The organism is Trichormus sp. NMC-1 (assembly GCF_001858025.1).
Taxonomy (GTDB): Bacteria; Cyanobacteriota; Cyanobacteriia; order Cyanobacteriales; family Nostocaceae; genus Anabaena.
Genome location: NZ_LZQD01000008.1, coordinates 140,149 through 163,769, shown reverse-complemented (window position 1 = coordinate 163,769; position 23,621 = coordinate 140,149). Strand labels below are relative to the sequence as shown.

Here is a 23,621-nt window from a genome sequence, read left to right as displayed (position 1 = left end):
CCCCCACGCCACCGTAACGGCGGTTACCTGCACCTAATACGCGGATGCACATTAGCTTTTTGGCACCGCTATTATCTGCGACATTCAGGTAGGTTTGGGGTTGAATCACAATCGGTCTCCCTTAGGAAGTTTGTGGCTTTGGAACAACTATTAAGTTGTAGATTTAGTGTTGAGGATTTCTGTGATTTGCCAGCGTTTGGTTTTACTCAGAGGTCTAGTTTCCCGAATGCGGACGCGATCGCCCACTTTGCAGTTATTTTCCTCATCGTGGACTTTATATCTCTGAGTTTTAACTACAATCTTGCCGTACTTGGGATGAGGAGCGCGGTTTTCTACAGCCACTACTACCGTTTTTTGCATTTTGTCGCTCACTACCAAGCCAACTCGTTCTTTGACTGCCATAATCTCCTACTTTTCTTCTTTAGTCGGCTGACTTGCTGCCCGTTGGCGTTCTCCCTCTACTGTTAGTAATTGGGACAAGCGATGGCGAGCGTGTCTGAACTGGTGAGGTTTCTCTAGCTGTCTAGTAGCTTTTTGCAAGCGCAACTGAAACAGTTGTCTTTTAACAGCGATAATTTCCTCAGCCAGCTTTTCGTCACTCAATTCTCTAGCTTCTGAAACTTTGGGAAGAGGCATAACCTACTCCTGCTCCTGTGGTTGAGAGCGAACAATAAACTTAGTTTTAATTGGTAGCTTAGTATCAGCTAATCGCATAGCTTCACGAGCTATTTCTTCGGTAACACCAGCGATTTCAAATAAAATCCGTCCTGGCTTGACTACGGCTACCCAAAACTCTGGGTTACCCTTACCAGAACCCATCCGGGTTTCAGCGGGACGCATGGTTACAGGTTTATCCGGGAAAATCCGAATCCATATCTTTCCACCCCGACGGATATAACGGGTCATGGCTCGACGAGAAGCTTCGATTTGCCGGGAGGTAATCCAAGCTGGTTCTTGAGCTTGGAGGGCAAAATCACCAAAGTTGAGGGTGCTGCCACGGCTGGCTAGACCCTCCATTCTTCCGCGTTGTTGTTTGCGGAATTTAGTTCTTCTAGGGCTTAACATGATTTGTCAGTTGTCGGTTGTCGGTTGTCGGTTGTCAGTTGTCAGTCGTCAGTCGTCAGCTTTTTTTACCACTGACTATTGACTACTGACCATTGACTATCCTTCATTTGAGCGGTCTTCAAATTGCTGGCGACGACGTTGTTGTTGACGGCGACGAGGATCGCGATCACGGTCTCGGTCGCGTGTTGCTGGTGGGGGTGGAATTTCTTCCTGTCCAGGAATAATTTCTCCCTTAAACACCCAAACTTTGATGCCCAAAATGCCGTAAACCGTTTGCGCTGTGCAGTAAGAGTAGTCAATATCAGCCCGTAAGGTATGTAAAGGTACTCTACCTTCCCGTGTCCACTCTGTCCGGGCAATTTCCGCACCGTTAAGCCGACCACTGACTTGAATTTTAATCCCTAGTACACCAGCCCTTTGAGCGCGCTGAATAGATTGACGTACTACCCGACGGAAGGAAACGCGGCGTTCCAATTGTTGAGCAATGTATTCAGCAATCAAGTAGGCATCAGCATCAACTCGTTGAACTTCAACTACGTTAATGCGAATTTGGCGGTTGCTACCCAACAGTTCTTGGAGTCCGGTACGCAATGATTCTATACCTTGTCCACCGCGACCTACAACTACACCTGGTCTAGCTGTACGCACTTCTAGGTCGATTTGGTCAGCTTTGCGCTCAATCCGTACTTCGGAAATTCCGGCGTTGTTTTGAGCGTATCTACCCAGTTTTTGTTCTATGTACTTACGGAGTTTGTGGTCTTCTTGTAATAGTTCTGGATAACGGTCAGGAACGGCAAACCAACGGGATTGATGTTCTTGAGTAATACCCAGACGAAAACCGACTGGATGAATTTTCTGTCCCACAAATGCTTCCTCTAAAATTTCTTACTGTACGCAATTGCTTGTGTCTATTGCTTATTTAGCAGCGGTGCCTGCGCCCACAGCTACAGTAATATGACAGGTTGGTTTGCGAATTTGGTAAGCTCGACCCTGCGCTCTGGGTTGAAACCGTTTCAGCACTGGGCCTTGGTCGGCATATGCCTGAGTAATCACTAGTTCGGCTCTATCTAGCCCTTCATTATGTTCAGCATTAGCGGCAGCACTTCTGAGTACCTTCAATACTGGATCACAAGCTCGATAGGGCATGAATTCTAGGATAATTAGGGCTTCTCGATATGACCGCCCCCGGATTTGGTCGAGTACTCGACGGACTTTGTAGGCAGAAATGCGGATATAACGAGCGATCGCTTTAACTTCTGTAGTATCAGTTGCCATAATTTTCTCCATCTTTATCAATTAAAAATTTAAATTTAAAAATTAAAAATGAACAACTTCAATTTTTTAATTTTTAATTCTGAATTTTTAATTGATTATCTGCCTGATTTTTTGTCACTTTTACCATGACCTCTGTAGGTACGTGTTGGGGCAAATTCTCCCAACTTATGACCCACCATCTGTTCATTTACAAACACTGGAACGTGTTGTCTGCCGTTGTGAACAGCTATTGTATGGCCTACCATCATAGGTAAAATTGTCGAGGCTCTTGACCAAGTTTTGATCACTTGCTTTTCATTTTTTGCGTTCAGCTTTTCCAGCTTACTGAGCAAATGATCGGCAACGAAAGGACCTTTTTTTAGAGAACGACCCATAGTTAGATTTTGGATTTTGGATTTTGGATTTTGAATTTCTAATTTTGGATTTTGGATAATTAAGGTGTCTGATCAGGCTTCAAAAACTTTGAATGCTTAAAAACAGACCCCATCTAAAATCCAAAATTTAAAACCTAAAATTCTAGGACTGACGACCGCCACGTCCACGTTTAGAAGATTTACGACGACGACGTACAATTAGTTTTGTACTCGCTTTCTTGCGATTACGTGTCTTTGCACCCAAAGTAGGTTTACCCCAAGGTGTCACAGGACCCGATCTACCGATGGGCGCTCTACCTTCACCACCACCATGTGGGTGGTCTACCGGGTTCATGACGCTACCTCTGACCTTGGGACGACGACCTTTCCAGCGATTTCGTCCGGCTTTACCAGCACTGAGGTTTCTCGCGTCGGTATTACCTACTTGTCCAATGGTGGCGTAGCATTCACGGCGAATCAGGCGCACTTCACCGGAAGGTAACTTAAGAGTGACATAATTGCCCTCTTTTGCCGCAACTTCGGCTTTTGCACCAGCAGCACGCACGATTTGACCACCTTTACCTGGAGTCATTTCGACGTTGTGAACTGTAGTACCTAAAGGAATCCTAGACAGAGGTAAGGCATTACCATCTTCAAACGGAGCGTCAGCGCCAGCAATAATTGTTGCGCCAACTTTCAATCCATTAGGATGTAAAATATACCGTTTTTCGCCATCTGCGTACAACACCAGAGCGATGCGCGCATTGCGATTTGGATCGTATTCAATTGCTGTAACTGTAGCAGCAATATCCCGTTTATCTCTCTTAAAGTCGATAATCCGGTAAAGTTGTTTGTGGCCGCCACCCCGACGACGGCTGGTTATCCGCCCTTGATTGTTCCGTCCTTTGGGACGGTGTACTGACTCAGTTAGTGATTTTTCTGGCTCAGTTTTGGTAATCTCCGCGAAGTCGGAGACTATAACTTGGCGAGTACTGGGGGTATAAGGGCGATAAGAACGAGTACCCATAAGTGATTTTTGATTTCGGATTTTCGATTTTGGATTCAGAATTTTTTGAATTTCGATTTCCGATTTTTAATTGTTTCGTGGCAATTATTTATTAACTAGCCCAATCTAAAATCTAAAATCTAAAATCTAAAATTCTTATACTTCTGGGAATAGAACTTGTCTAATCTTTTCTTCATCCCCAGGTGCGACGGTGACAATAGCTTTCTTGTATTGAGGCTTGTAACCGATAAATTTACCAACACGACGCTGTTTGCGTGGTGGTAATGCGGTATTGACTTTTACAACTTTGACTTGAAATAAGTCTTCAATTGCCGCTTTAATTTCTGGCTTGCTTGATTTTGGAGTTACTTCAAAAGTGTATTTATTTTGCTCCATCAGGATGGTCGCTTTTTCGGTAAGAATAGGGCGACGCACTAAGTCAGCAAGGTTACGGGGGTCAAAGTTAGGCACTGTAGACCTCCTGAATTTTTTCTAAAGCTGATGGTGTAACTACAACTTTGTCAGCGTGCAGTAAATCGTAAACATTTAATTGATCAGCGGCAATTAGCTTTAAATTTTCTATATTGCGGGCTGATAAAAGCACGTTTTCTGCTATTTCCGACAAAATCAATAATGATTTTTGTTCGGGTGCTGCTCCCCAACGAGCTAGTGCTGTCACCAATTCTTTGGTTTTCGGACGTTGTAGCTCGTTGCTAAATTCTTCTACAACTATTAAATCTTCGGCACGGCTGACGAAGGCTGTCCGCAGTGCTAAACGCCGTTCTTTGCGGTTCAATTTCAGGTTAAAATCTCTGGGTTTTGGTCCAAAGATCACACCACCACCACGCCACAGTGGTGAACGAATAGAACCTGCACGAGCGCGACCTGTGCCTTTCTGCCGCCAGGGTTTGCGACCACCACCTCTAACTTCGGAACGAGTTTTGGTACTGGCATTTCCTTGGCGAGAATTAGTCATTTGTCTGACTAATGCGCGGTGTACTATGTGAGCCGCTGTTTCTTCTTTGGCAACTCGCAAGTCGAAAGTTGTTTGGCCAACTTCCTCTCCTTGCCAATTTTTAACTACACTCTCAACCATCTTTATGTCCTTTGTCAGTTGTCAGTTGTCAGTTGTATTTAGCTAATGACTTATGACTAATGACTATTTACTACCAACTATCTTTGCGGGGACAACATTCACTAAGGCACCTGGCTTACCAGGAATAGCTCCCTTAATGAGAATTAAGTTGCGTTCTGCATCTACTCGCACTACGGTCAGTTTGCGAATTGTGACACGAGTACCTCCTAAACGCCCTGCCATCCGTTTACCGGGATAAACGCGACCAGGAGTTGTACCAGCACCGATGGAACCAGGCGCTCTGTGGTTTTTGGAACCATGGGACATGGGACCGCGACCGAAGTTGTTCCGTTTCTGGTTGCCCGCAAAACCGCGACCAATACTTGTACCGACTACATCTACAATTTGACCAGCACTAAAAATATCTGCTTTGATTTCTTGACCTAAAGCATAATCACCAGAGTTATCAATGCGATACTCGTTCAAGTGACGCAATGCTGGAGCAGATGATTTAGCCAAATGACCTAACAGTGGTCTATTCAATGCCTTTGGTTTGACTTCGCCATAACCAACTTGAACAGCGAAGTAACCGTCGGTCTGTTTTGTTTTAACTTGTGTAACAGTGCATGGCCCAGCTTGGATTACGGTGACAGGAATAGCTCTTCCTGCATCGTCAAATATTTGGGTCATGCCCAGCTTGGTGCCGAGAATACCTACAGACACAGTAACTGGTTCTCCTTTCTAGTTGCTGACCTTGGAATCGGATTTGCTTTAGACACAGTTCATCAGCGTCATTGGTGGACTAGCCTACCAAATTTACACTGTTGTTAAGCAGTGAAAATTCTTGATGACGCACAAAATATTGTCTCTACTGCTTGGTGAATCCTTTTGTTTTCACTCTCTTGGTCACCAGAACAGCCATAATTACCTTCTGATTAGGAAGGGATTACCTCTGGAATCAATGCAAGACGTTATTGCTTTGCGCTATGTGCAGCAATGCTTTCGTCCAAGCAATTGCTCTGGCACTCTACCGTTGTAGTAGGACTTAAGCGGTTGATTTCCACCCAGTATCCGTTCCCTGAGACTTTCTATAATGCCATAAAACAAACATTACGGATCAGGTTCTACTTCTATAACTACCTTAAACTATTGTTTGAGGTTTTGCCTGTTTTTTAAGGGGCTACGGGAGTGAACTTGGGAGGGAGCTTTGATTTGGCTTTGGGTTTAAAGCCATGACCTTCTTCAGTTTGACCTAAAAGCTTTTCTAGTTTAGCAGTCTCTTACGCATTTCAACCAGATTATCCTTTAGGAAATTAATTCATCAAATTTTGATGATTATGTTGGTTGGCAAGACTCAAGAAGATGCTATCTACTTTTACTGTTTGGTCACAATCTAAAATAATAAATCATTAATTTGTTTTTGTCTAGTAATTTTTAGGTGCTTGGGGTTAAATTTTGGGAAGATGGGGAAAATTAAAAAATTCCCGCTGCTCTATGCCCATTTTTGCTTAAATTCTGCAACTTAATCTAACTTAATCTACCACTAGAGAGTAAATAATAGAGATATCTGAGTGGGATAAAACGAAAATCTATGGCACTACTTACCACTGGCAACGGTTTAATCCGCGATTTGGAAAAATTCGGCGCTTTGGGTGTATATGTTCCTTTGGAAGGGGGATATGAAGGTCGGTATCGCCGTCGATTGCGGGCGGCGGGCTATATCAACCTCCACATGAGTGCGAGGGGACTGGGGGACGTTGCAGCCTATCTAACGAGAGTTCATGGAGTCAGACCTCCTCATTTGGGTAAAAAAAGCACTGGTAGCGGTGCAGCAGTGGGTGAAGTATATTATCTACCACCGATAATTAGCTATCAGTTAGAACAGCTTCCACCTAAATCTAAAGGTCTATTGCTGTGGATTATTGAGGGACATATTCTTTCTGACCAGGAAGTGGAGTATTTGGCTAATTTGCCCAAGTTAGAACCAAGAGTTAAGGTGGTGATTGAACGGGGTGGCGATCGCTATTTCCGTTGGACACCGTTAGAAAAAACTCTGTTAGCTAGTTAGTTAGTAAGGCGGGGAAACCCCGCCCATACAGCATGAGCATTTTCTTACTGCTTCAAAAACTGATAGTGTAGATTAAATCAAATTCTCGATAGATAACCAGACGGCAGGATTGAGCAGGGTTTTCTAGGAGTTCGTAATCTAAACCACCTGTAATTTGCGTTACTGGTCGCCTCAACGGTTTTTCAAACTGATACCACTCACGGTTACTCCACTCAAAGATTGTCGCGTCTACGGAATTTTGTAATTCTGATGCCAAAAGTAAGAGTTCTAATTTATCTTTGGCGCTACCAGTAATAAAGCATTTCAGACAAACTGACTGAGTAATTAGAGGTCTGGGTTCGTTGGCGGCGATGGTGTTGCATTTTCTGAATTCAATATCATAAGGCTCCAAGTGCAGATTTTCTAGTTGCTGCCAGGATTGTTCTATCTCATTGAGGCGATTGTCTAGATACGGTAGCAGTCCTAGCTTGGCATCAGTCAACAGTTGGCGAATATTAGAAGGCTGGGTCATTACTGAGTTTTTTCTCCACTATCCAGTCAGATTATCGTTATGTTGACTAGGTGAGGGATAAACTTTGGAAAACTTTGTTTAGGGATGTCAAACTGAAGTAGGGAGAGAATCAACCACTCCCTGCCGAATTGGCGTGAAGGTGATCAAGCAAAAATGAGACGTAAATCTACTGGTAGATCAGCTACTACTCCTAAACCCTCTATTTTCCAATCCCCGACATTTAACTTCGCCACCATTGCCATTTTGGGAGGTGTGCTGATTTTGGGAATTGGGATTGGGATTGCGTTTAGTTCTACAAGCACGTTGAGTCCATCAAATGTGGCTTCCCGTGAATTTATTGATACTAAAGCTCCAAATCCTGATCTTTGTGTACAGTTTGGAGCCAGTGCGATGGTAATGGATGCCCGACTGTTTGTAACTCTCAACCCTTTTAATGTCTATGTTGCTCAACCGAATATGCGTCCTGGCTGTGTTCTGAGACAAAATAACTGGGCAATTTTAGAAAATAAAAAACTTGTTACTTCAGATCAGGTAAGAGAATGTAAAAATCGCCTGAATACCTTTGGCTTTACAGGGGACTTAAACAGTGATAAGCCTGATATCCGGTGTATATATCAAAATGAAAATGCTCAAAACTTCTTCTTATCTCAACCAGGAGCCGTTGCACCATCTCAGGATACGGAAAGATTCTAAAAAGTAGAAGATAAGTCTTGGTGTACATAGTTCATCAAGACTATTAATTAGAAGGTAGCGGTTGACCAAACTCAATTACAGGAATATTGAGAATTTGATCGGAATAGTTTTCTGAATTAGGAATATTGAGTACAGAATTAGGAACTGTAATGCTATGAGAATTTTCTAAATAATCAGCAGCATTAGCTGGAAGAATAATCAAATTGGATAGTTGAGAAGGGTCTTGAGAATTGAGAGGGGGTACAGTCACAAAGGGTTGTTGGAAGTTATTGGTTGTCAGGGGTAGGTTAGTAGATGGTGGTGGTAGGGTAATTAAAGGGGCTGGGGATAGCTGATTACCAGGTGAAGGTGAGGAAATTGGTTGTGTTATGGTGCTATTATGGGAAATAACGGGGCGTAATACCCAGCGAGTGGGTTTTTTTGGGGAAATGGGCTGAAGTTGTACTTGATTGGCATCGACAAAACTTCCTGGTTCTAAATCGATGACGATGCGGGTAATGTTAGGGCTAAATTGGGAAACTCGAATTCGCTGAATTGTTCCAGGATAGTTTTTTTGGGTGTCAACCTTGCCTAACTGGGTATTAGGCAAATCTACAACTAAACGTGGTGGTTGGGGAAGGTAGAAATACTCAGGTTTTGTAGCTGCGGAAAGGGTAATTTCTAGTTGCTGTGTTTTGGGGTTAAAAAGCCATTTATTGAGTTTGGCAAATGTTGCGGCGATACTGATACCCATTTCCAGGGTAATGGTCGCAAATAGGCTCGCTCCTATTATCTGCTGGTATGAGGGAAAAAAGTTCCTAGTTGTGAGTTTAATTTTCATGTTTTAATGGCTATTTGATTTGGGAGTTTCTTTTTGGTCTGTTTGGGCTAAAGCTGTAAATTCTAAAGTTGTGGGAATGTTGTTGATTTTTAGTTGACCGGGAATATGATCGTTTTTGAGTTTTGACATTTGGATTGTGATAGCTTGATCTGGACTGTTTTGAGAAGAAGGAAGTTGACAAAAATTTGAGGTGTCAATTTTTCCCGATAAATGCAATTTTTGATTTTGTAATTTGCCTGAGAGCGGAAACTGTTTTTTGGTATCTGCGTTGGCGTTAGGTGGTAGTAAAGAGGCATTGAGATAAATACCAGATTGTTGAATATTTAAGATCAAAGAGTTGCCCTTTTCGCAGTTTGGTAGGTTTTTGGCTAGGGTGAGACGATAACGGCTGTTAATGAGACTCGTAGCGCTGAGATTATTTTCACCATAAGCGGTGACAGTTTTGAATAATACAAGAACTGAAGCGATCGCTATTCCAGAAATCGCTAAAGATTTAAAGTTGAAGTTGTTCATCATTGATAATTGGTGATTGGAGAGAATTAATTACCTACTGCCTACTGCTTTCAATTACGAATTATGAATTATTTCTTGGGTGTTAACTTCCGGGAGTAGGGAAGTGAGATGAGAGGTAACTTGACTGTAGCGACGGGTGATGAGTAGTGAAGAACGGCATTTTATTGCGAGTTCATCTGTGTATCGTCCTAGAGTTTGTCTTTCAATACCCCAAGCGCGACTGGTACCAGCAATGGTTAAATCAACATTTTCAGAGGCTGATACTACGGCTGGCATGGGTTCTGGGGCGGTGACGGTTTTGATTTCAATGCGATCGCTTACACTAGTTGGTAATTGCCTAATCATCGCCTGTAGTTCATAACTTAATTCATCTTGGGCGTAATTTCCTGATAAAACTTGTAAAATCTGCAACATACAAGTATCACGATGAATAAGCAGCCGCAGAGCGAGTATGAGGGCTAAATCATCATGGATATTTGCGGAGTAGGGAACTAGTAAACTTTCTAAGCGTTCACTTCCTCTGTCTACAAATACGGCGACATCTACTGGTGCGGTGGTAAGAATTTGTCCAACTCTTCCACCTAAACGATTATTACTAAAAGCTGGACGATGCCATCCTACCAGAATTAAATCTGCTTGTTCGATTTGAGCAATCTGGGCTGTTTCTCTAGCGACATTGCTGGATATGCGAACGATGGGATGTATATAGGAGCGTATTGTTAGCGGTTCTAAGGTATTGATCAATTCTTCTAGCTGGTGGTGACGCTCGGCAATTAATCGGTTAGCCTCAGTGGGGGTACTCTCAAAACCGTAGTCTTCTTCTAATTCAATCAGACTGAGAGGATTGATAATAGCGGGCTGTCGATGGTTGAGAGTGATATCTAGGTTAGGCTGCGCCAACGCTACTGCTAACTGTAGTAAACCTTTTTGTGTATTAGGGTTAGCTACTGGTACTAAGATTCGGTAGGGTTTAACGTAAGATTCGCTACTATCTATAATATCTATTTCTGTTTCTTCTTCTATTTCTGGCTCTACTACATCTAATTTGATTAAGCGTTTTGGATATGTCCATTCCAGTAATGGTGAAGTCATAAATGTTGTCACCAAAGCCATAACTACCAGCATGGTAAACAGCAATGGTGTAATTACGCCCAACTCTAAACCTATGTTTAATACGATTAATTCTGTTAAACCACGAGTATTCATTAACCAACCGAGGGCTGACGCTTCCCGTTTGTTAATGCCACTGAGGCGAGCAGCTATATAAGTACCAATATACTTGCCTGCGATCGCTACTCCTAAAACTAATGCACACAGCAGCCATAACTCAGGACGGTTGAGTAAACCAATTTGCGTCCGTAAACCACTGTAGGCGAAAAATATCGGTAGCAGAAAAATTAAGACGAAATCTTCAGTTTTTACGGCTAATTCTCTCACTAATTCGGCATTTTTGGGCATGACTGCGCCTAATAGAAATGCGCCAAAAATGAGGTGAATGCCAATAAATTCGGTAATGAGGGCAGAAGCCACTACTCCCATATAAATTACAGCCAGAACAAATTGGCTCAAACGTCCAGCGCGTTGATAATGAGTAACTAGACGTTTGAGAAACCAACGCCCAACTGTGAACATAAAACCTATGTAGAGTAGGCTTTCAATAATAGTGAGAACAGCTTTTTGATCGATGCTACCATTGCGAGCGACTGCGATCGCTACTGCCAAAATACACCATGCTGTCACATCATCGACTGCGGCACAAGTTAAAGCTAATGTCCCTAAACGTGTTCCCTGTAAATTGTTCTCAGTGATAATTCGCGCTAATACAGGAAAAGCTGTAATTGACATCGCCGCCCCTAAAAATAATGTAAAGGCGGTGAAGGAAACAGTCCCACTGGAAACTAGAGGATAAAGCAGCAAAGATAAAATCGTTGCCAGAGAAAAAGGAACGATAATGCTGATATTGGAAATCAGAACAGCTGCTTGTAAGTTACCGCTGAGATATTTGGGATTTAGCTCCAAACCAATCAAAAACATGAAAAATATCAGTCCTACCTGAGATAAAACATTCAGGAAAGGAATCGTTGCGGGTGGAAAAACACTAGTTGCTACATCAGGAGCAATCAAACCGAATAAAGATGGACCGAGCATAATCCCGGCAACAATCTCACCAATTACCAATGGTTGCTTAATTGATCGAAATGCCAAGCCTACTAGCCGTGACATTCCAATGACAATTAACACCTCAACCAGGACTAGAATAACTGTATGCATAGTTTCCTCTCAACAGACTATCCGGGTTCCCTAAGATAATTCTTTAAACCGTGACAAAATGTCAACCTTGATCAACATCCTTTGGGTGTATTTCCAGACATTTTTTATGTTAATTATTGTTAATAATCCCGGTAAAAGAGTAAAAAATTCTACTAATTTATTGCATATATAAACGAAAAATGACTTATACCTAAGCTATGCCAAGATAAACTAGTGTATGAGTCTTAAATTGCAATTTTTGTCTTAATAATCCTTAAATTTTACTCAAAAAAGTAAACTTTTAAATTTGAACAATTTTATACCAAATTAAGATGAAGCTGCATAGAAGATTATCTTAATAAGAATTAACCGCAGATAGGCGCAGTTCAAAATTAAAAAGTAGAAATTAAAAACAGTAGATATCAGCAGCGTTAGATTTGAGAGCAGAACAAGTCAGACAAGTGGCATAGAATTGCTGCTAAATAGCTATTCAGCAATACTTACAGTAGATTGCAGGAAGTACAAAAGTTAAACCAAAAATTCAGGAGTCAGTATGGGTAAGCCACGCAAGCTATGGGCTGACGCTCACTCCGAAGCCTGAATTCTTCTGTATATCTAAATTACAGCCAAATTTTCTCCCTGATGCTCTAAAATTTCTGCTGTAAATTTGTAGTTAAATTTTGTTAAGATTATAGACGGCGTTAGCTCTTCCTCCCAATTACCTATCCCCTAGCTGAGAGACACTTACTTCATGCTGCGATTAGAACATATAAGTAAAATTTATCCTACAGGCGAAGTTCTTAAAGATATCAACTGGGAAGTCAAACCAGGCGATCGCATTGGCTTAGTCGGTGTTAACGGTGCGGGAAAATCCACACAACTGAAAATCATCTCTGGGGAAATGGAACCCACCGCTGGTGAAATCATTCGTCCTAACAGCTTACATATAGCTTATCTCAACCAAGAGTTTGAGGTAGACCCCACCCGTACTGTCAGAGAAGAATTTTGGACGGTGTTCAAAGAAGCCAACGAAGTACAAATGGCTTTAACACACATCCCGCAAGAAATGGAAACAGCGAATCCAGAGGAATTGGATGAACTAATCCACAAATTAGATCGCTTACAGCGGCAATTTGAAGCGTTAGATGGCTACAACTTAGATGCTCGCATTGGCAAGATTTTACCAGAAATGGGATTTCAGGTAGAGGATAGCGATCGCTTAGTAAGTGCTTTTTCCGGTGGTTGGCAAATGCGGATGAGTTTGGGTAAAATCCTTTTACAAAAACCAGACTTATTACTACTGGATGAACCGACAAACCATCTGGACTTAGAAACCATTGAGTGGTTAGAAAATTACCTCAGAGGACTAATTACCCCAATGGTGATAGTGTCCCATGACCGGGAGTTTCTTGACCGCCTCTGTAACCAAATTGTCGAAACTGAACGCGGTGTTTCTAGTACATACCTCGGTAATTACTCCTCATACCTGCAACAAAAAGCTGAAAATCAATCAGCACAACTAAGTGCCTTTGAACGTCAGCAGAAAGAAATAGAAAAACAGCAAACCTTTGTAGACCGATTCCGCGCTAGTGCAACCCGCAGTACCCAAGCAAAAAGCCGGGAAAAACAACTAGATAAAATTGAACGCATCGAAGCACCGATAGCTGGTGTGAGAACTCTACATTTCCGTTTTCCTCCTGCACCTCGCAGCGGTCGGGAAGTGGTAGAAATTAAAGATTTAACCCATATTTATGGGGATAAAATTTTATTTTTGGCGGCAAATCTCTTAATTGAAAGAGGAGATAGAATTGCCTTTCTCGGTCCTAACGGTGCTGGTAAATCCACCCTGTTGAAAATTATTATGGGTGCAGAACCACCCACAGAAGGAATAGTAAAATTAGGCGATCACAACGTTATTCCTGGTTACTTTGAACAAAACCAAGCCGAAGCCTTAGACTTGAATAAAACCGTCATGGAAACTATCCATGATGAAGTTCCCGACTGGACAAATGAAGAAGTCCGCACGTTGCTGGGAAAATTTTTATTTACTGGTGATACCGTATTTAAGAAAGTTGCAGCTTTAAGTGGGGGAGAAAAAGCTCGGTTAGCATTGGCAAAAATGCTTTTATGTCCAGCAAATTTACTCATTCTGGATGAGCCGACAAACCACTTAGATATTCCAGCTAAGGAAATGTTGGAAGAATCTTTGCAAAACTATGATGGGACAGCGATTGTAGTTTCCCATGACCGTTATTTTATCTCTCAGGTAGCTAACAAAATTGTGGAAATTCGTGATGGTGAATTCCGGGTTTATTTGGGAGATTACCATTACTATCTCAACAAAATTGCTGAGGAGAAAGAACAAGCTAAGTTAGCAGCCATAGAAGCAGAAAAAGCTGCTAAAAAAGCCGCTAAAGCAGCTAAGGCTGGTGCAAAGCAGAAGTAGGTAATATCGGCAAATGGGTATGGGTGACTGATTGTGATTCTGGCTTTCTGTCACCTATTTTTTAACTAGCAACTTAACTTACACTAGATAATCAAAAAATAGTTTCTAAAACTTTTCCTGAATTAGATTTAACAGTAAAGCAAATATTGAATTTGTAAGGTTAAAAGTTGGATCAATTTCTTACTTATTTGGCAATCAGGTTAGATTAATAAATTAAACTTTCCAAACCTTTTTCACGAACTAAATGCAGTAATTTAAGAGCCGCACCTGTAGGTCGTTTTTGCCCAATTTCCCATTTTTGAACAGTTGATGAACTGATGTTTAAAATAGCAGCAAACACAGATTGGCTTACATTGAATGATTCACGAAGTTGCTTAATTTGTTGAGGTTCTAGCGGTTCAATTCGAGGTAAACACAAGCTATCAAATTCGCGTAACGTAACTTGACTCATTACACCAGCCTTGTATAGTCCTATAGCAGTTTCGTGAACAGCCTCAAGAATTGTTGACTTCTTCTTCCTCATTACAGATTACCTCTATTAATTCATCTTTCAATTTGGCTGTTTCAATAGCCTCTGCTGTTAAAGACAGCAGTTCTGATGACAGTTTTTTCAAGGCTTCTTTTTCATCCAGATCAATATTGCTACGCTCGTTTTTTGGAAACCCAAACACAAAAAACCAGCTATCTTCTTTGTTAGTAGCAACCAATGTACGGAAACCACCCCTCTTTCCTTTTCCAGAACGGGCAATGCGTTTTTTAAATAGTCCACCTCCTAGATCCGCTTCGTAAAGACCTGCTGTCATTTCTGCAACAGCATTACAGAGACTAGAATCATTTAACTTCTGATCTTTTGCCCAACGGTTAAACCATCGGGTTTTGTAGATTGCCATATTAGTTCTCTTTAACTAAAGTATAGCACTTAGTGCTATGATAGGCAATTATTAAAAATGTGTCTGAAAGTGCCTATAATATATATGATGTTATAATCAATCCTCAGTCACCATAAAAACAACCCAAGAGCTAATTTACTTGCAAACAGATGTTATCTAAACTAAGAGTTCAACACTACAAAAGCCTTTTTGATACAGAAGTGGATTTAGAACCATTGACTGTATTCATTGGTCCTAATGGTTCTGGTAAATCGAATATTTGTGAAGCTCTAGCTGTATTATCGGATTTTATGCAAAGGCTGGTAGTTAATACAGATCATAAGAGAATTATCCGTCGTTTTTCAGAGTCTTTAGAAATTGTACTTAGGAATGAGCAGAGTATTGAATCTAAATTCTGGCATGGAAAACCAGACTTTTTTAGATTTCAGATCAGTACCCTTACGTCAGCAGAAAATTCTTTTAAAAAATCTGAAATTATTGTTGAATTAGGAGTTTATTTTGATTATTCCGAGCAAGCTGTTGAATTAAAAAATATTGAAAATACTAATACTATAGTAGATAAATATACAAGCCCATTAAGAGAATTTTTAGTTTCTAATAAATTTCTAGATTCTCCTCTATATAATGCCCTGAGAAAAGTTAACATTTACGATTTTGCTCCAATTGCTATCTCTATTACAAGTCCATTAAATGGCAATATGGATAAGACTGGTCAAGGAATTGCCTATGCTTTACTTGATATTTTGCTGGCGAACCGTGAAGGTTTTGATGAATTACAGGAGCGTTTAACAAAGCTTGTTCCTAATATAAAAAAAATTGTATTACCTCGCGGGGAAAATCAAACTTTTTCACTGGAATTAGTTGATAGATATTCAGAACATCATATCCCTGCATCTGATATATCAGACGGTACATTGAGAATTTTGGCTTTTCTAACTGCACTGTATCAAGAAAACACTCCTAGTATTATTTGCTTTGAAGAAATAGAAAATGGAGTTCATCCTTGGCTACTGCACAAAATGATGGAGTTACTAAAAATTGTTTCCACTGAAGGAATAGCTGGTAAGCCTGTTCAGGTTTTAATTACAACCCATTCCCCTGTGTTGTTAAATTATGTTGAACCCCATCAAGTCCGTGCCGTTGAATTAGATAAAGAAGGTAAAACTCAAGTTCACAAATTACCTATAGATTCTGTTCGGTTTCAAAAAGCTTTAGAAGCTTATGATGGGGCATTAGGTGAACTGTGGTTTACGAATGTGTTTGGAGGAAATCCAGCATGAATCGTCGGATTCGTATTGGACTAATTGCTGAAGGGGAGGCAGAACTGGGGGCAAGTATTCCTTATATTAAACCAGAAGATGGTGGCAAAATAATCGCAAGAGAAAATGAAGGCGCACTGCATACTTTAATTAGACGAGAATTAGAAAATCCTGGATTTCCTGATTGTGATTTCATCCAAAGGCATCCATCATTTAAAGAAAAACAAAAATTTACTTTACGAACTGGACACTCTATTTTAGATCCACAATATCTAGCCCAAATTGTTATTTTATGGAAGCCAGAAGAGGTAGATATGATCCTCATTGTGGTTGATGCAGATGATAAACTAGATCAAAGAAAAATTGACTTAGAACAGGCTGTAAATAAAATTCGTGATAATCATTTAGATATTAACGAAAAACCAATTAGTGATCGCTCTGCCGGAGGTTTAGCAATTAGAAATCTCGAAACGTGGTTACTTGCTGATACCCAAACTGTTGCGACTATTTTAGGTGTAGAATTGCCGCCTCTGGAAAATTTAGAAGATTTAGACAATACAAAAGATATTTTGGAGAATGCAATTGCCAAATCAACGTATTTGTCTGAAGATACTAGCAATCAGCGATCGCTAGAAATTCGCTGGAACTTAGGTAAACAGATTGATTTAGCAATAATCAAAACTGTCTGTCCAAATGGATATGCTGCTTTTACACAATCTTTACTGGTAGCGACAAAAGCAGTTATGATTCGATGAAACATGATAACCAGCGCAATATCAGAAATTAATCAGCAGAATTTAACCTCCAGAGGTGGTTAGCAATGGTATCATTCGGATATTACAAAAAGTAAAGGGCAATTTTACTATGACCAAAGCACCTGTTGCTCCTGTGGTGCTAGTCATTTTAGACGGATGGGGCTACTGTGAGGAAAAGCGAGGAAACGCAATAGCTGCTGCTAAAACTCCAATCATGGACAGTTTATGGGCAGTTTATCCCCACACAACCATCCGCACATCAGGAAAAGCTGTAGGGTTGCCAGAAGGTCAAATGGGCAACTCGGAAGTTGGTCATTTGAATATTGGCGCTGGGCGAGTCGTGCCTCAAGAACTGGTACGCATCTCTGATGCAGTAGAAGATGGTTCCATAGCATTAAACCCAGCAATTGTCAAGATTTGCCAGGAAGTTCGCTCATCTAATGGCAAGTTGCATTTAGTAGGGCTTTGTTCTGATGGAGGGGTACATTCTCATCTAACCCATCTATTTGGACTAGTTGACTTAGCCAAAGAACAGCAACTTTCACAAGTTTGTATCCACGCCATTACCGATGGACGTGACACCCCTCCCAAGGAGGGCATCAAAGCAATTACACAGCTGCAAGACTACATAGATCAGGCTGGAATTGGGCAAATAGTAACTGTTAGTGGTCGCTATTATGCAATGGATCGTGACCACCGTTGGGATCGAGTTGAACGCGCCTACCATGTGATGACACAAGATAGCGCTGGTAATGGACTCACGGCGGTAGAAGTATTACAAGCATCTTACGCCGAAGGCATAACCGACGAGTTTGTGCTTCCAGTTAGGATTGCCCCTGGCGCAGTAGAACCGGGAGATGGGGTCATATTTTTCAACTTCCGCCCTGATCGCGCTAGACAACTGACACAAGCCTTTGTCAGTTCCAAATTTAGTGGGTTTGAAAGACAGCAAATTAAGCCGCTGTCCTTTGTGACTTTTACCCAGTACGATCCTGAATTACCAGTATCTGTGGCTTTTGCTCCCCAGAATCTGAGTAATATTTTAGGGGAAGTCATTGCTAATCATGGCTTAAAACAGTTTCGGACTGCGGAAACTGAAAAATATGCTCACGTCACCTATTTCTTTAATGGGGGATTAGAGGAACCTTGTGATGGAGAAGACCGGGAATTAGTCAGTAGTCCGATGGTGGCAACTTATGACTCAGAACCGGCAATGTCAGCGCAAGCAGTGACAGATGTAGCGATCGCAGCGGTAAAAAAGGGCATCTACTCCCTAATGGTAATGAACTATGCCAATCCAGACATGGTAGGGCATACTGGACAAATACCAGCTACAGTTACAGCTATTGAAACAGTTGATCGCTGTTTAGGTCGTCTCCTGGACACCATTGGTAAATTTGGCGGCACAGCAATCATTACTGCTGACCACGGCAATGCTGAGTATATGCTAGATGATGAGGGTAATCCTTGGACGGCTCACACCACTAACCCAGTTCCCTTAATCTTGGTAGAAGGCGAAAAAGTCAAAATACCTGGATATGGTACAAATGTGGAATTGAGAAATGATGGCAAGTTAGCCGACATTGCCCCCACTATTCTGGATATTTTACAGCTTCCCCAACCAACAGAAATGACCGGGCGATCGCTTCTTAAAGCAGCAGAATACGACTTGAAACCTACTCGCACTCCTGCACAAATAGGGTTGTAAAATATCCAGGAATTCAGAAGTAGGTCTTTAAGTAGGGGTTTAGCAATGCGCTTTACCCCTACACCCTTATCTCGTTCCTGGTCTCCGACTCTTAATGCTATCATAGAGGCTCTGACTCTACTGTCACACCGAGGCAGAGCCTTCTAGAATGCATTCTCATACAGAGTATGGAAACGAGAACAGTCTTTAAGGTTTAGCAATGCGCTTTACTCCTACAGGATTGATAAATCAAGAACTCATCCATTTTCAAACTTGTTATAAACGACATTTCTAATATGGCAATTACTAACATCGTGCAAGGTATTTGGGCATTTTCCGCTTTAGGATTAATAATCCTCGTGTTGCTGCATAGCCCTAAAGGTGATGGTATTGGTGCAATTGGTGGACAAGCTCAATTGTTCAGCAGTACCAAAAGTGCAGAAAATACATTAAATCGTATTACTTGGGCATTAGTAGTAATTTTTCTGGGTTTAACAGTGGTTTTAAGTGCCAATTGGCTGCCTAAATAAGTAAAAATGGGGAAAATAACCCAAAACCTCATATCTAAAACCCGAACAAACTTAGTTTTGCAACGGTCACTAGCAGTCCTGAGTTTAGCGATAATTACAGGACTGCTAATTATTTGTACTAACTTTCAAACTAGCGCTGTTGTGAACTCTAAATTTAGAAACGTTGCCTACAACATTTCTACAAGTTACAGTTTAGGGGAAAAGTTTATACAAAAAGTCCATCCTTTACCGTCAACCCTCGCAAGTTGGGAAAACAAGACGAACAGTGGGGATTATTTTGACAAAATTACACCTACAGAAGTTGGTTATTTAATTTGGTCAAGTTTTCCAGTAAGGGTGAAGATAGAAATACCAACAGGAATTAATGAACAACAGGCGCAACTATGGGTTAATAATGTTCTGCAATCTGTTCAAGAGTGGAGTGTTTATTTACCTTTGGAGGTAGTTGAGAAAGCAGAAATTGCTGATATTAAAATTTTCAGAAAAGCGCCACCTTTACAACTTGAACCTAATAGTAAAATTCCCCGTGCGCGTTCTGCTTTAACTAGCTACGAGACATACACTAATAATAATATTTTATTACACCGTTTTACTATCTTGTTGAGTCCTAGTCAAACTGGCGAATATGCGAAAGCTGCTGCACGTCATGAAATCGGCCATGCTTTGGGAATTTGGGGTCATAGTCCCCTGCAAACCGATGTTTTGTATTTTTCCCAAGTTCGCAAACCGCCTTCTATTTCGGCGCGAGATGTGAATACTTTAAAGCGTATTTATGAACAGCCTACAAGTTTGGGATGGTGAGTAATATCATGTCCGGTTGTTCGCGTAGCGTCTCGTCAGAGATATACTTATCATTTAGACTGACGCGGAGACAGAGAGACACGGGGACGCGGAGAATTTTTTTGATAAGTGATTAGGCGGACATGATATAAACAATTCAAATTTCAATACAGTTGTGGCGGGTGAATTTCGTCTGTTGTTAACTATATCTTCCTTAGTGCAGGCTGAAATCACTGTCTATTTTAATTGTATTAAACAGCTTGTGTAATCTGCTTTTTTAATGTTTAGGTTTTCTGTTTTAGGTTTTAAGTCTGCCCGGTTGTACTAGTACACTGCGGCGAAAATCTAGCTACTATTTTAAATAAGTGAAAAGCTGATGAAACAAACTTTTTTAATGTTTAAGTTTTAATTTTTAATTCCGACCTGCGGTACTACTACACTGCGCCTCTGCTTTCTATAGTAATTTTAATTTATGTAGTTTGTATATACTTATCTAGTTTCTCTAAAATTTCTACCAAATCTTCTAAAGTCAGAATTTCCTGGGATTCTTCACTGGCATGATTTGTATCGATAGAAGATTGTGTTGATTTTTTGTGGAAATATGAGCTAATGGAGAACATTTTTTTCTGTTTGGCTGGTTGATACTCTTAAATTTAAATGTAAATTGTGGAAAACTTGTGGAGATATTGACTTTTTTTTGAAACTCCCCGCTTTCTCATAGACGGGGATTATTCTTGAATTTCGTCGTTATTCGGCTATCTATCCCCTTCTTGCTGACGCTGAGGAAGGGGAATTATGGCGAATCTATTAAACCCGACGCAGATTTAATAGTTCTTGAGGAGAAGCCAACATATCGATCGCTACAAAGAAAATTTTACCTTGGGGATTGATTAAAAACCGCCAAGCAATATTCATGCCTACAGTCACACCGAACCAAGGAGTTTGGACTACACCAGTGATTTTCAGTTGCTTGGAACCATCTGGTTGAACTTCACAAATACCTTGTTGGGGCATCATATTCAGTCCTTGAGCTTCTTCTCGCATATATTTGGAGATCGCTTCTGGACCTACAATCGGCTTTTGGAATGGAGGTTGTAGCGCACCGTCAGTAGTGAATAGGGCAACAGCCGCATCAAAGTTATCTGCATTCATGGCTTCTATGTAGCCCAATACAGCAGGTTCTGTAATCCCCTCAATCTTGACAGAGGAAATCACTGGAGTTGTACGTTGGAATGCTGGTTCTGCTACGTCTTTGGGGTAACTGCTAGGGCCTAGTTCAGAAGTATCGAATCCCATGTTGACTACGGTATTCCGCAGTACAGTGATTTGTTGACCCTGATCAAGTTTCTGAGTAGCTTCTAGCACTACTTTCACACCAGGAGACATCTGATAACCCGCTGGGATAGGAGTGACAAGACCGCTTTTCATCAATTCTCCTAACTCATACCAGAAAGCGAGTTTGGTATTGACACTGAAGAACCCATAGGAACGGCTGATTGGAGTATCAGCACGACTGGCAAGATCCCGCATCACTTTTGTTTGATCTTCAGAAGACATCAGCTTAATTTGGGTTAGCAGACTTTCTGCTAGTTGCAAGCGTGCTGCTCCAGGTGCTGCGGGAGTAATGGTTTTACCCATTTCAGTGTATGCATACCACAAATAGGCTAGTTGATCATCAACGTTGAGTTGATCGAATAGTGCGATAGTTGCTGGAATCTGACTAGGAACTTGAGTGTTAGAAAAAATACTTTGAGCGGACTGAAGAGTCAAAGCCATGAGAGAAATCTCCAATTATTATTTGTTAATTAGCTGCTTTGAAATTTGCTAAGAAGGAGCTTTAAGTTGACATTTTTTTGGTAAAAAACCTCATCAACTCTCCTTATTGCAAGACTTCTATTACTACAAATGAGGTGAGACTAACCCAAAGTTCTGGCGGCAACTAAGTCAGTAGACATAGAGACCGCAGTTAGTATGGGGACTGTCTTACAGGTAAATCTTTAGTTGAATAACAAAGGTATTAGTTTACCTTTGGTGATCAATAACAAAACTGTATTGGTGCAGTTTTTTTCTTAGAGGTTTATCTTCTATGTAAAGAACTGTAACTTTATTCTTAAATATTGTAAATATCTTGATATTACGAATTGACATAAATACTCACATATGGAATGGAGATTTGGTGTACTGTCTTCAGCAAATCTCCAACGATAAATATTCCTGTCTACTGAACGGACTTAGCTCGATTTTGAATTTTGAATTGTTATAGCAACCGCCAAGGTGGTTAGGACGTGAACTAATGATAAAACCTAGATACAAACAGACTTTTAACTCTGTCACCTGTCACCTGTTAACTGTCACCTGCTATGAGACTTTTTCCTAAGCACCCCGACTGAGGGAGACAGGTCGCTGTGCTAACATTTCTGCATAAAGTTCTTCTAGGTGAGTGATATTATTATTGAGGGTATAGCGTTCTAATACTCGCCTTGCAGCTTTTTGCCCCAACAGTGTTGTTAACTCTGGGTGGTCTTGGAACAGTGGCAAAATGGTTCTGAGTTGCGATCGCACTGTTTTCGTACTAATAACTACACCAGCACCTTTTTCTAATACTTCCCCATCTGCACCCACATCTGTAGCTATACAAGCCAAACCACAAGCCATTGCTTCTAACAAAGATAAAGACAAACCCTCTACCAAAGAAGGCAAAATAAATACATCTGCTCCTCGTAAAATTTCTATGCGGCGTTCTTCATTGGCGATAAATCCTAACCAGATGATACCGTATTCCGCGCCATAAAACGGTTCTAAAGATGCTCTCAATGGACCATCACCCACCATCAGTAACTTGCTATGAACTCCCATCTTGGATTGCCTCCAAGCCCGCAGGAGGGATTCTACATTTTTTTCTGGGGCAATGCGTCCTTGATAAACAAACAAACGCTCGGCACCAAATTCTGCTTTAACTTGAGAAACACCAGGACAATACTTAGTGGTATCAACACCATTGGGAATTACCGCTATTTTGTGTTCTCCCACACCCATACTTGATAATAATTCACGCTGAATTTGGGAAAAAACAATTACCCGATCATAATTATCTAAAAACGGTGCGTAGAGTTGATAAGCCAAAAATTGTGTCCCAGATATTAGTTTTGCACCCTTACCTGCAAATGGTGTGTGAAAAGTAGCAACTAAGGGCAAATTTAATTCTTGACAAATTTCTGGCAAAACGAAGTCCAGAGTTGATAGAGTTAATGAAGCATGAACTATATCTGGTTTTATTTCCCGCAGAGAGTCTTTCAATACTTTAGTTGCATTGAAAGCGGGAATTGTATAAACTTGGGATTTATAAATAAACGGTAAAGAAACTTCTTTTAAATTCGGCCATTTATCTAGTTCTGATTCTTCTTGAGCAAAGTGAAGAAAACTTACTTTGTGTCCCCGGTCTAGTGAAATTAATGCATTTGTAATTTCTCGACTGTAGGTGACATTGCCACAAAAGGGCGTTTTTTTTCCAATCCAGGCTATGTGCATTCTTTGGTTAGGTGTAAAGTCAAGCGGTTTTAGGTTTGGGTTTAAGTTTGGGTTTAAGTTTAATGTATGTGGTTTCTTATAATTAGCTGTTTTTATCACGTTATACTTGCTGAATTT

28 protein-coding genes are annotated in these 23,621 nt (G+C 40.9%); 8 read left to right on the top strand and 20 right to left on the bottom strand.

Features of this window, described 5'->3' with window-relative positions; all coding sequences use genetic code 11:
* The 11 genes from A9Y75_RS26880 to rplC all read right to left on the bottom strand — a co-directional run.
* Window positions 1-109, bottom strand: a 109-nt coding sequence (locus A9Y75_RS26880; RefSeq protein ID WP_177176263.1) for an uL14 family ribosomal protein, incomplete at its 3' end; no start/stop codon positions are given.
* Between the two features lie 41 nt (window positions 110-150).
* Window positions 151-402: a 30S ribosomal protein S17 gene (rpsQ, locus tag A9Y75_RS21630; protein ID WP_071191593.1), complete on the bottom strand. Its 252-nt coding sequence runs from the start codon at window positions 400-402 to the stop codon at window positions 151-153.
* A 6-nt stretch (window positions 403-408) separates the two neighbouring features.
* On the bottom strand, window positions 409-636 hold the full coding sequence (rpmC, locus tag A9Y75_RS21625) for a 50S ribosomal protein L29 (protein ID WP_016952999.1): 228 nt from the start codon (window positions 634-636) through the stop codon (window positions 409-411).
* A gap of 3 nt (window positions 637-639) precedes the next feature.
* Entirely contained in the window at window positions 640-1,065 is a 426-nt protein-coding gene (rplP, locus tag A9Y75_RS21620) for a 50S ribosomal protein L16 (protein WP_071191592.1), read from the bottom strand.
* 96 nt (window positions 1,066-1,161) lie between these two features.
* Window positions 1,162-1,929, bottom strand: a complete 768-nt coding sequence (rpsC, locus tag A9Y75_RS21615) for a 30S ribosomal protein S3 (protein WP_071191591.1) — start codon at window positions 1,927-1,929, stop codon at window positions 1,162-1,164.
* A 51-nt stretch (window positions 1,930-1,980) separates the two neighbouring features.
* Window positions 1,981-2,340 (bottom strand): 50S ribosomal protein L22, encoded by a 360-nt coding sequence (gene rplV, locus A9Y75_RS21610; RefSeq protein WP_016952996.1) that lies wholly within the window; start codon window positions 2,338-2,340, stop codon window positions 1,981-1,983.
* Window positions 2,341-2,435: 95 nt separating this feature from the next.
* Window positions 2,436-2,714 carry a 30S ribosomal protein S19 gene (gene rpsS, locus A9Y75_RS21605; protein WP_016952995.1) on the bottom strand — a complete coding sequence of 93 codons (279 nt, stop codon included), beginning with the start codon at window positions 2,712-2,714 and terminating at the stop codon, window positions 2,436-2,438.
* Window positions 2,715-2,856: 142 nt separating this feature from the next.
* Window positions 2,857-3,720, bottom strand: coding sequence for a 50S ribosomal protein L2 (rplB, locus tag A9Y75_RS21600; protein WP_071191590.1), 864 nt, complete (start codon window positions 3,718-3,720; stop codon window positions 2,857-2,859).
* Window positions 3,721-3,855: 135 nt separating this feature from the next.
* Window positions 3,856-4,170, bottom strand: coding sequence for a 50S ribosomal protein L23 (locus A9Y75_RS21595; RefSeq protein WP_071191589.1), 315 nt, complete (start codon window positions 4,168-4,170; stop codon window positions 3,856-3,858).
* The gene (gene rplD, locus A9Y75_RS21590) at window positions 4,163-4,795 is read right to left on the bottom strand and encodes a 50S ribosomal protein L4 (RefSeq protein WP_071191588.1); all 633 of its coding nucleotides are present in this window, start codon (window positions 4,793-4,795) and stop codon (window positions 4,163-4,165) included. Before rplD ends, A9Y75_RS21595 begins: the two co-directional genes overlap by 8 nt.
* 63 nt (window positions 4,796-4,858) lie before the next feature.
* Window positions 4,859-5,497: a 50S ribosomal protein L3 gene (gene rplC, locus A9Y75_RS21585; RefSeq protein ID WP_071191587.1), complete on the bottom strand. Its 639-nt coding sequence runs from the start codon at window positions 5,495-5,497 to the stop codon at window positions 4,859-4,861.
* A gap of 868 nt (window positions 5,498-6,365) precedes the next feature.
* Between rplC and A9Y75_RS21580 the strand changes: the two genes are divergently transcribed.
* Entirely contained in the window at window positions 6,366-6,842 is a 477-nt protein-coding gene (locus tag A9Y75_RS21580) for an NAD(P)H-quinone oxidoreductase subunit N (protein ID WP_071191586.1), read from the top strand.
* A gap of 52 nt (window positions 6,843-6,894) precedes the next feature.
* Here the strand turns inward: A9Y75_RS21580 and A9Y75_RS21575 are convergent, their stop codons facing one another.
* The gene (locus A9Y75_RS21575; RefSeq protein ID WP_071191585.1) at window positions 6,895-7,353 is read right to left on the bottom strand and encodes a hypothetical protein; all 459 of its coding nucleotides are present in this window, start codon (window positions 7,351-7,353) and stop codon (window positions 6,895-6,897) included.
* Between the two features lie 153 nt (window positions 7,354-7,506).
* Here A9Y75_RS21575 and A9Y75_RS21570 point away from each other — a divergent pair, with 153 nt between their 5' ends.
* On the top strand, window positions 7,507-8,046 hold the full coding sequence (locus tag A9Y75_RS21570; protein ID WP_071191584.1) for a DUF3172 domain-containing protein: 540 nt from the start codon (window positions 7,507-7,509) through the stop codon (window positions 8,044-8,046).
* 43 nt (window positions 8,047-8,089) lie between these two features.
* Here the strand turns inward: A9Y75_RS21570 and A9Y75_RS21565 are convergent, their stop codons facing one another.
* The 3 genes from A9Y75_RS21565 to A9Y75_RS21555 form a co-directional block, all read right to left on the bottom strand.
* A complete protein-coding gene (locus A9Y75_RS21565; RefSeq protein ID WP_236721491.1) occupies window positions 8,090-8,779 on the bottom strand; it encodes an AMIN domain-containing protein in 690 nt (229 codons plus the stop codon).
* A 90-nt stretch (window positions 8,780-8,869) separates the two neighbouring features.
* Window positions 8,870-9,379 carry a hypothetical protein gene (locus A9Y75_RS21560; protein WP_071191657.1) on the bottom strand — a complete coding sequence of 170 codons (510 nt, stop codon included), beginning with the start codon at window positions 9,377-9,379 and terminating at the stop codon, window positions 8,870-8,872.
* 54 nt (window positions 9,380-9,433) lie between these two features.
* Window positions 9,434-11,650 carry a cation:proton antiporter gene (locus tag A9Y75_RS21555; RefSeq protein ID WP_071191582.1) on the bottom strand — a complete coding sequence of 739 codons (2,217 nt, stop codon included), beginning with the start codon at window positions 11,648-11,650 and terminating at the stop codon, window positions 9,434-9,436.
* 730 nt (window positions 11,651-12,380) lie between these two features.
* Here A9Y75_RS21555 and A9Y75_RS21550 point away from each other — a divergent pair.
* Window positions 12,381-14,075 carry an ABC-F family ATP-binding cassette domain-containing protein gene (locus A9Y75_RS21550; protein ID WP_071191581.1) on the top strand — a complete coding sequence of 565 codons (1,695 nt, stop codon included), beginning with the start codon at window positions 12,381-12,383 and terminating at the stop codon, window positions 14,073-14,075.
* A 205-nt stretch (window positions 14,076-14,280) separates the two neighbouring features.
* On the opposite strand, the gene A9Y75_RS21545 is transcribed toward A9Y75_RS21550, so the two are convergent.
* Both A9Y75_RS21545 and A9Y75_RS21540 read right to left on the bottom strand, forming a co-directional pair.
* Window positions 14,281-14,598: a DNA-binding transcriptional regulator gene (locus A9Y75_RS21545; protein ID WP_071191580.1), complete on the bottom strand. Its 318-nt coding sequence runs from the start codon at window positions 14,596-14,598 to the stop codon at window positions 14,281-14,283.
* Window positions 14,570-14,965: a type II toxin-antitoxin system RelE/ParE family toxin gene (locus tag A9Y75_RS21540; protein ID WP_071191579.1), complete on the bottom strand. Its 396-nt coding sequence runs from the start codon at window positions 14,963-14,965 to the stop codon at window positions 14,570-14,572. The genes A9Y75_RS21545 and A9Y75_RS21540 overlap by 29 nt, the downstream gene beginning before the upstream one ends.
* Before the next feature lie 149 nt (window positions 14,966-15,114).
* Here A9Y75_RS21540 and A9Y75_RS21535 point away from each other — a divergent pair, with 149 nt between their 5' ends.
* The 5 genes from A9Y75_RS21535 to A9Y75_RS21515 all read left to right on the top strand — a co-directional run bounded on the left by A9Y75_RS21535 (window position 15,115) and on the right by A9Y75_RS21515 (window position 19,997).
* A complete protein-coding gene (locus tag A9Y75_RS21535; protein WP_071191578.1) occupies window positions 15,115-16,245 on the top strand; it encodes an ATP-binding protein in 1,131 nt (376 codons plus the stop codon).
* Window positions 16,242-16,979 carry a hypothetical protein gene (locus A9Y75_RS21530; RefSeq protein ID WP_071191577.1) on the top strand — a complete coding sequence of 246 codons (738 nt, stop codon included), beginning with the start codon at window positions 16,242-16,244 and terminating at the stop codon, window positions 16,977-16,979. Before A9Y75_RS21535 ends, A9Y75_RS21530 begins: the two co-directional genes overlap by 4 nt.
* Window positions 16,980-17,088: 109 nt before the next feature.
* Window positions 17,089-18,687 (top strand): 2,3-bisphosphoglycerate-independent phosphoglycerate mutase, encoded by a 1,599-nt coding sequence (gpmI, locus tag A9Y75_RS21525; RefSeq protein ID WP_071191656.1) that lies wholly within the window; start codon window positions 17,089-17,091, stop codon window positions 18,685-18,687.
* Between the two features lie 275 nt (window positions 18,688-18,962).
* Window positions 18,963-19,196, top strand: a complete 234-nt coding sequence (secG, locus tag A9Y75_RS21520; RefSeq protein ID WP_016952978.1) for a preprotein translocase subunit SecG — start codon at window positions 18,963-18,965, stop codon at window positions 19,194-19,196.
* A 6-nt stretch (window positions 19,197-19,202) separates the two neighbouring features.
* Window positions 19,203-19,997: a peptidase gene (locus A9Y75_RS21515; RefSeq protein ID WP_071191576.1), complete on the top strand. Its 795-nt coding sequence runs from the start codon at window positions 19,203-19,205 to the stop codon at window positions 19,995-19,997.
* A gap of 449 nt (window positions 19,998-20,446) precedes the next feature.
* Here A9Y75_RS21515 and A9Y75_RS28775 read toward each other — a convergent pair whose 3' ends face one another.
* The 3 genes from A9Y75_RS28775 to A9Y75_RS21505 all read right to left on the bottom strand — a co-directional run bounded on the left by A9Y75_RS28775 (window position 20,447) and on the right by A9Y75_RS21505 (window position 23,504).
* Window positions 20,447-20,596, bottom strand: coding sequence for a hypothetical protein (locus A9Y75_RS28775; protein ID WP_177176262.1), 150 nt, complete (start codon window positions 20,594-20,596; stop codon window positions 20,447-20,449).
* Window positions 20,597-20,783: 187 nt separating this feature from the next.
* Window positions 20,784-21,752, bottom strand: a complete 969-nt coding sequence (locus tag A9Y75_RS21510) for an orange carotenoid protein N-terminal domain-containing protein (RefSeq protein WP_071191575.1) — start codon at window positions 21,750-21,752, stop codon at window positions 20,784-20,786.
* Window positions 21,753-22,349: 597 nt separating this feature from the next.
* Window positions 22,350-23,504, bottom strand: a complete 1,155-nt coding sequence (locus A9Y75_RS21505) for a glycosyltransferase family 4 protein (protein WP_071191655.1) — start codon at window positions 23,502-23,504, stop codon at window positions 22,350-22,352.
* Window positions 23,505-23,621 lie beyond the last annotated feature (117 nt).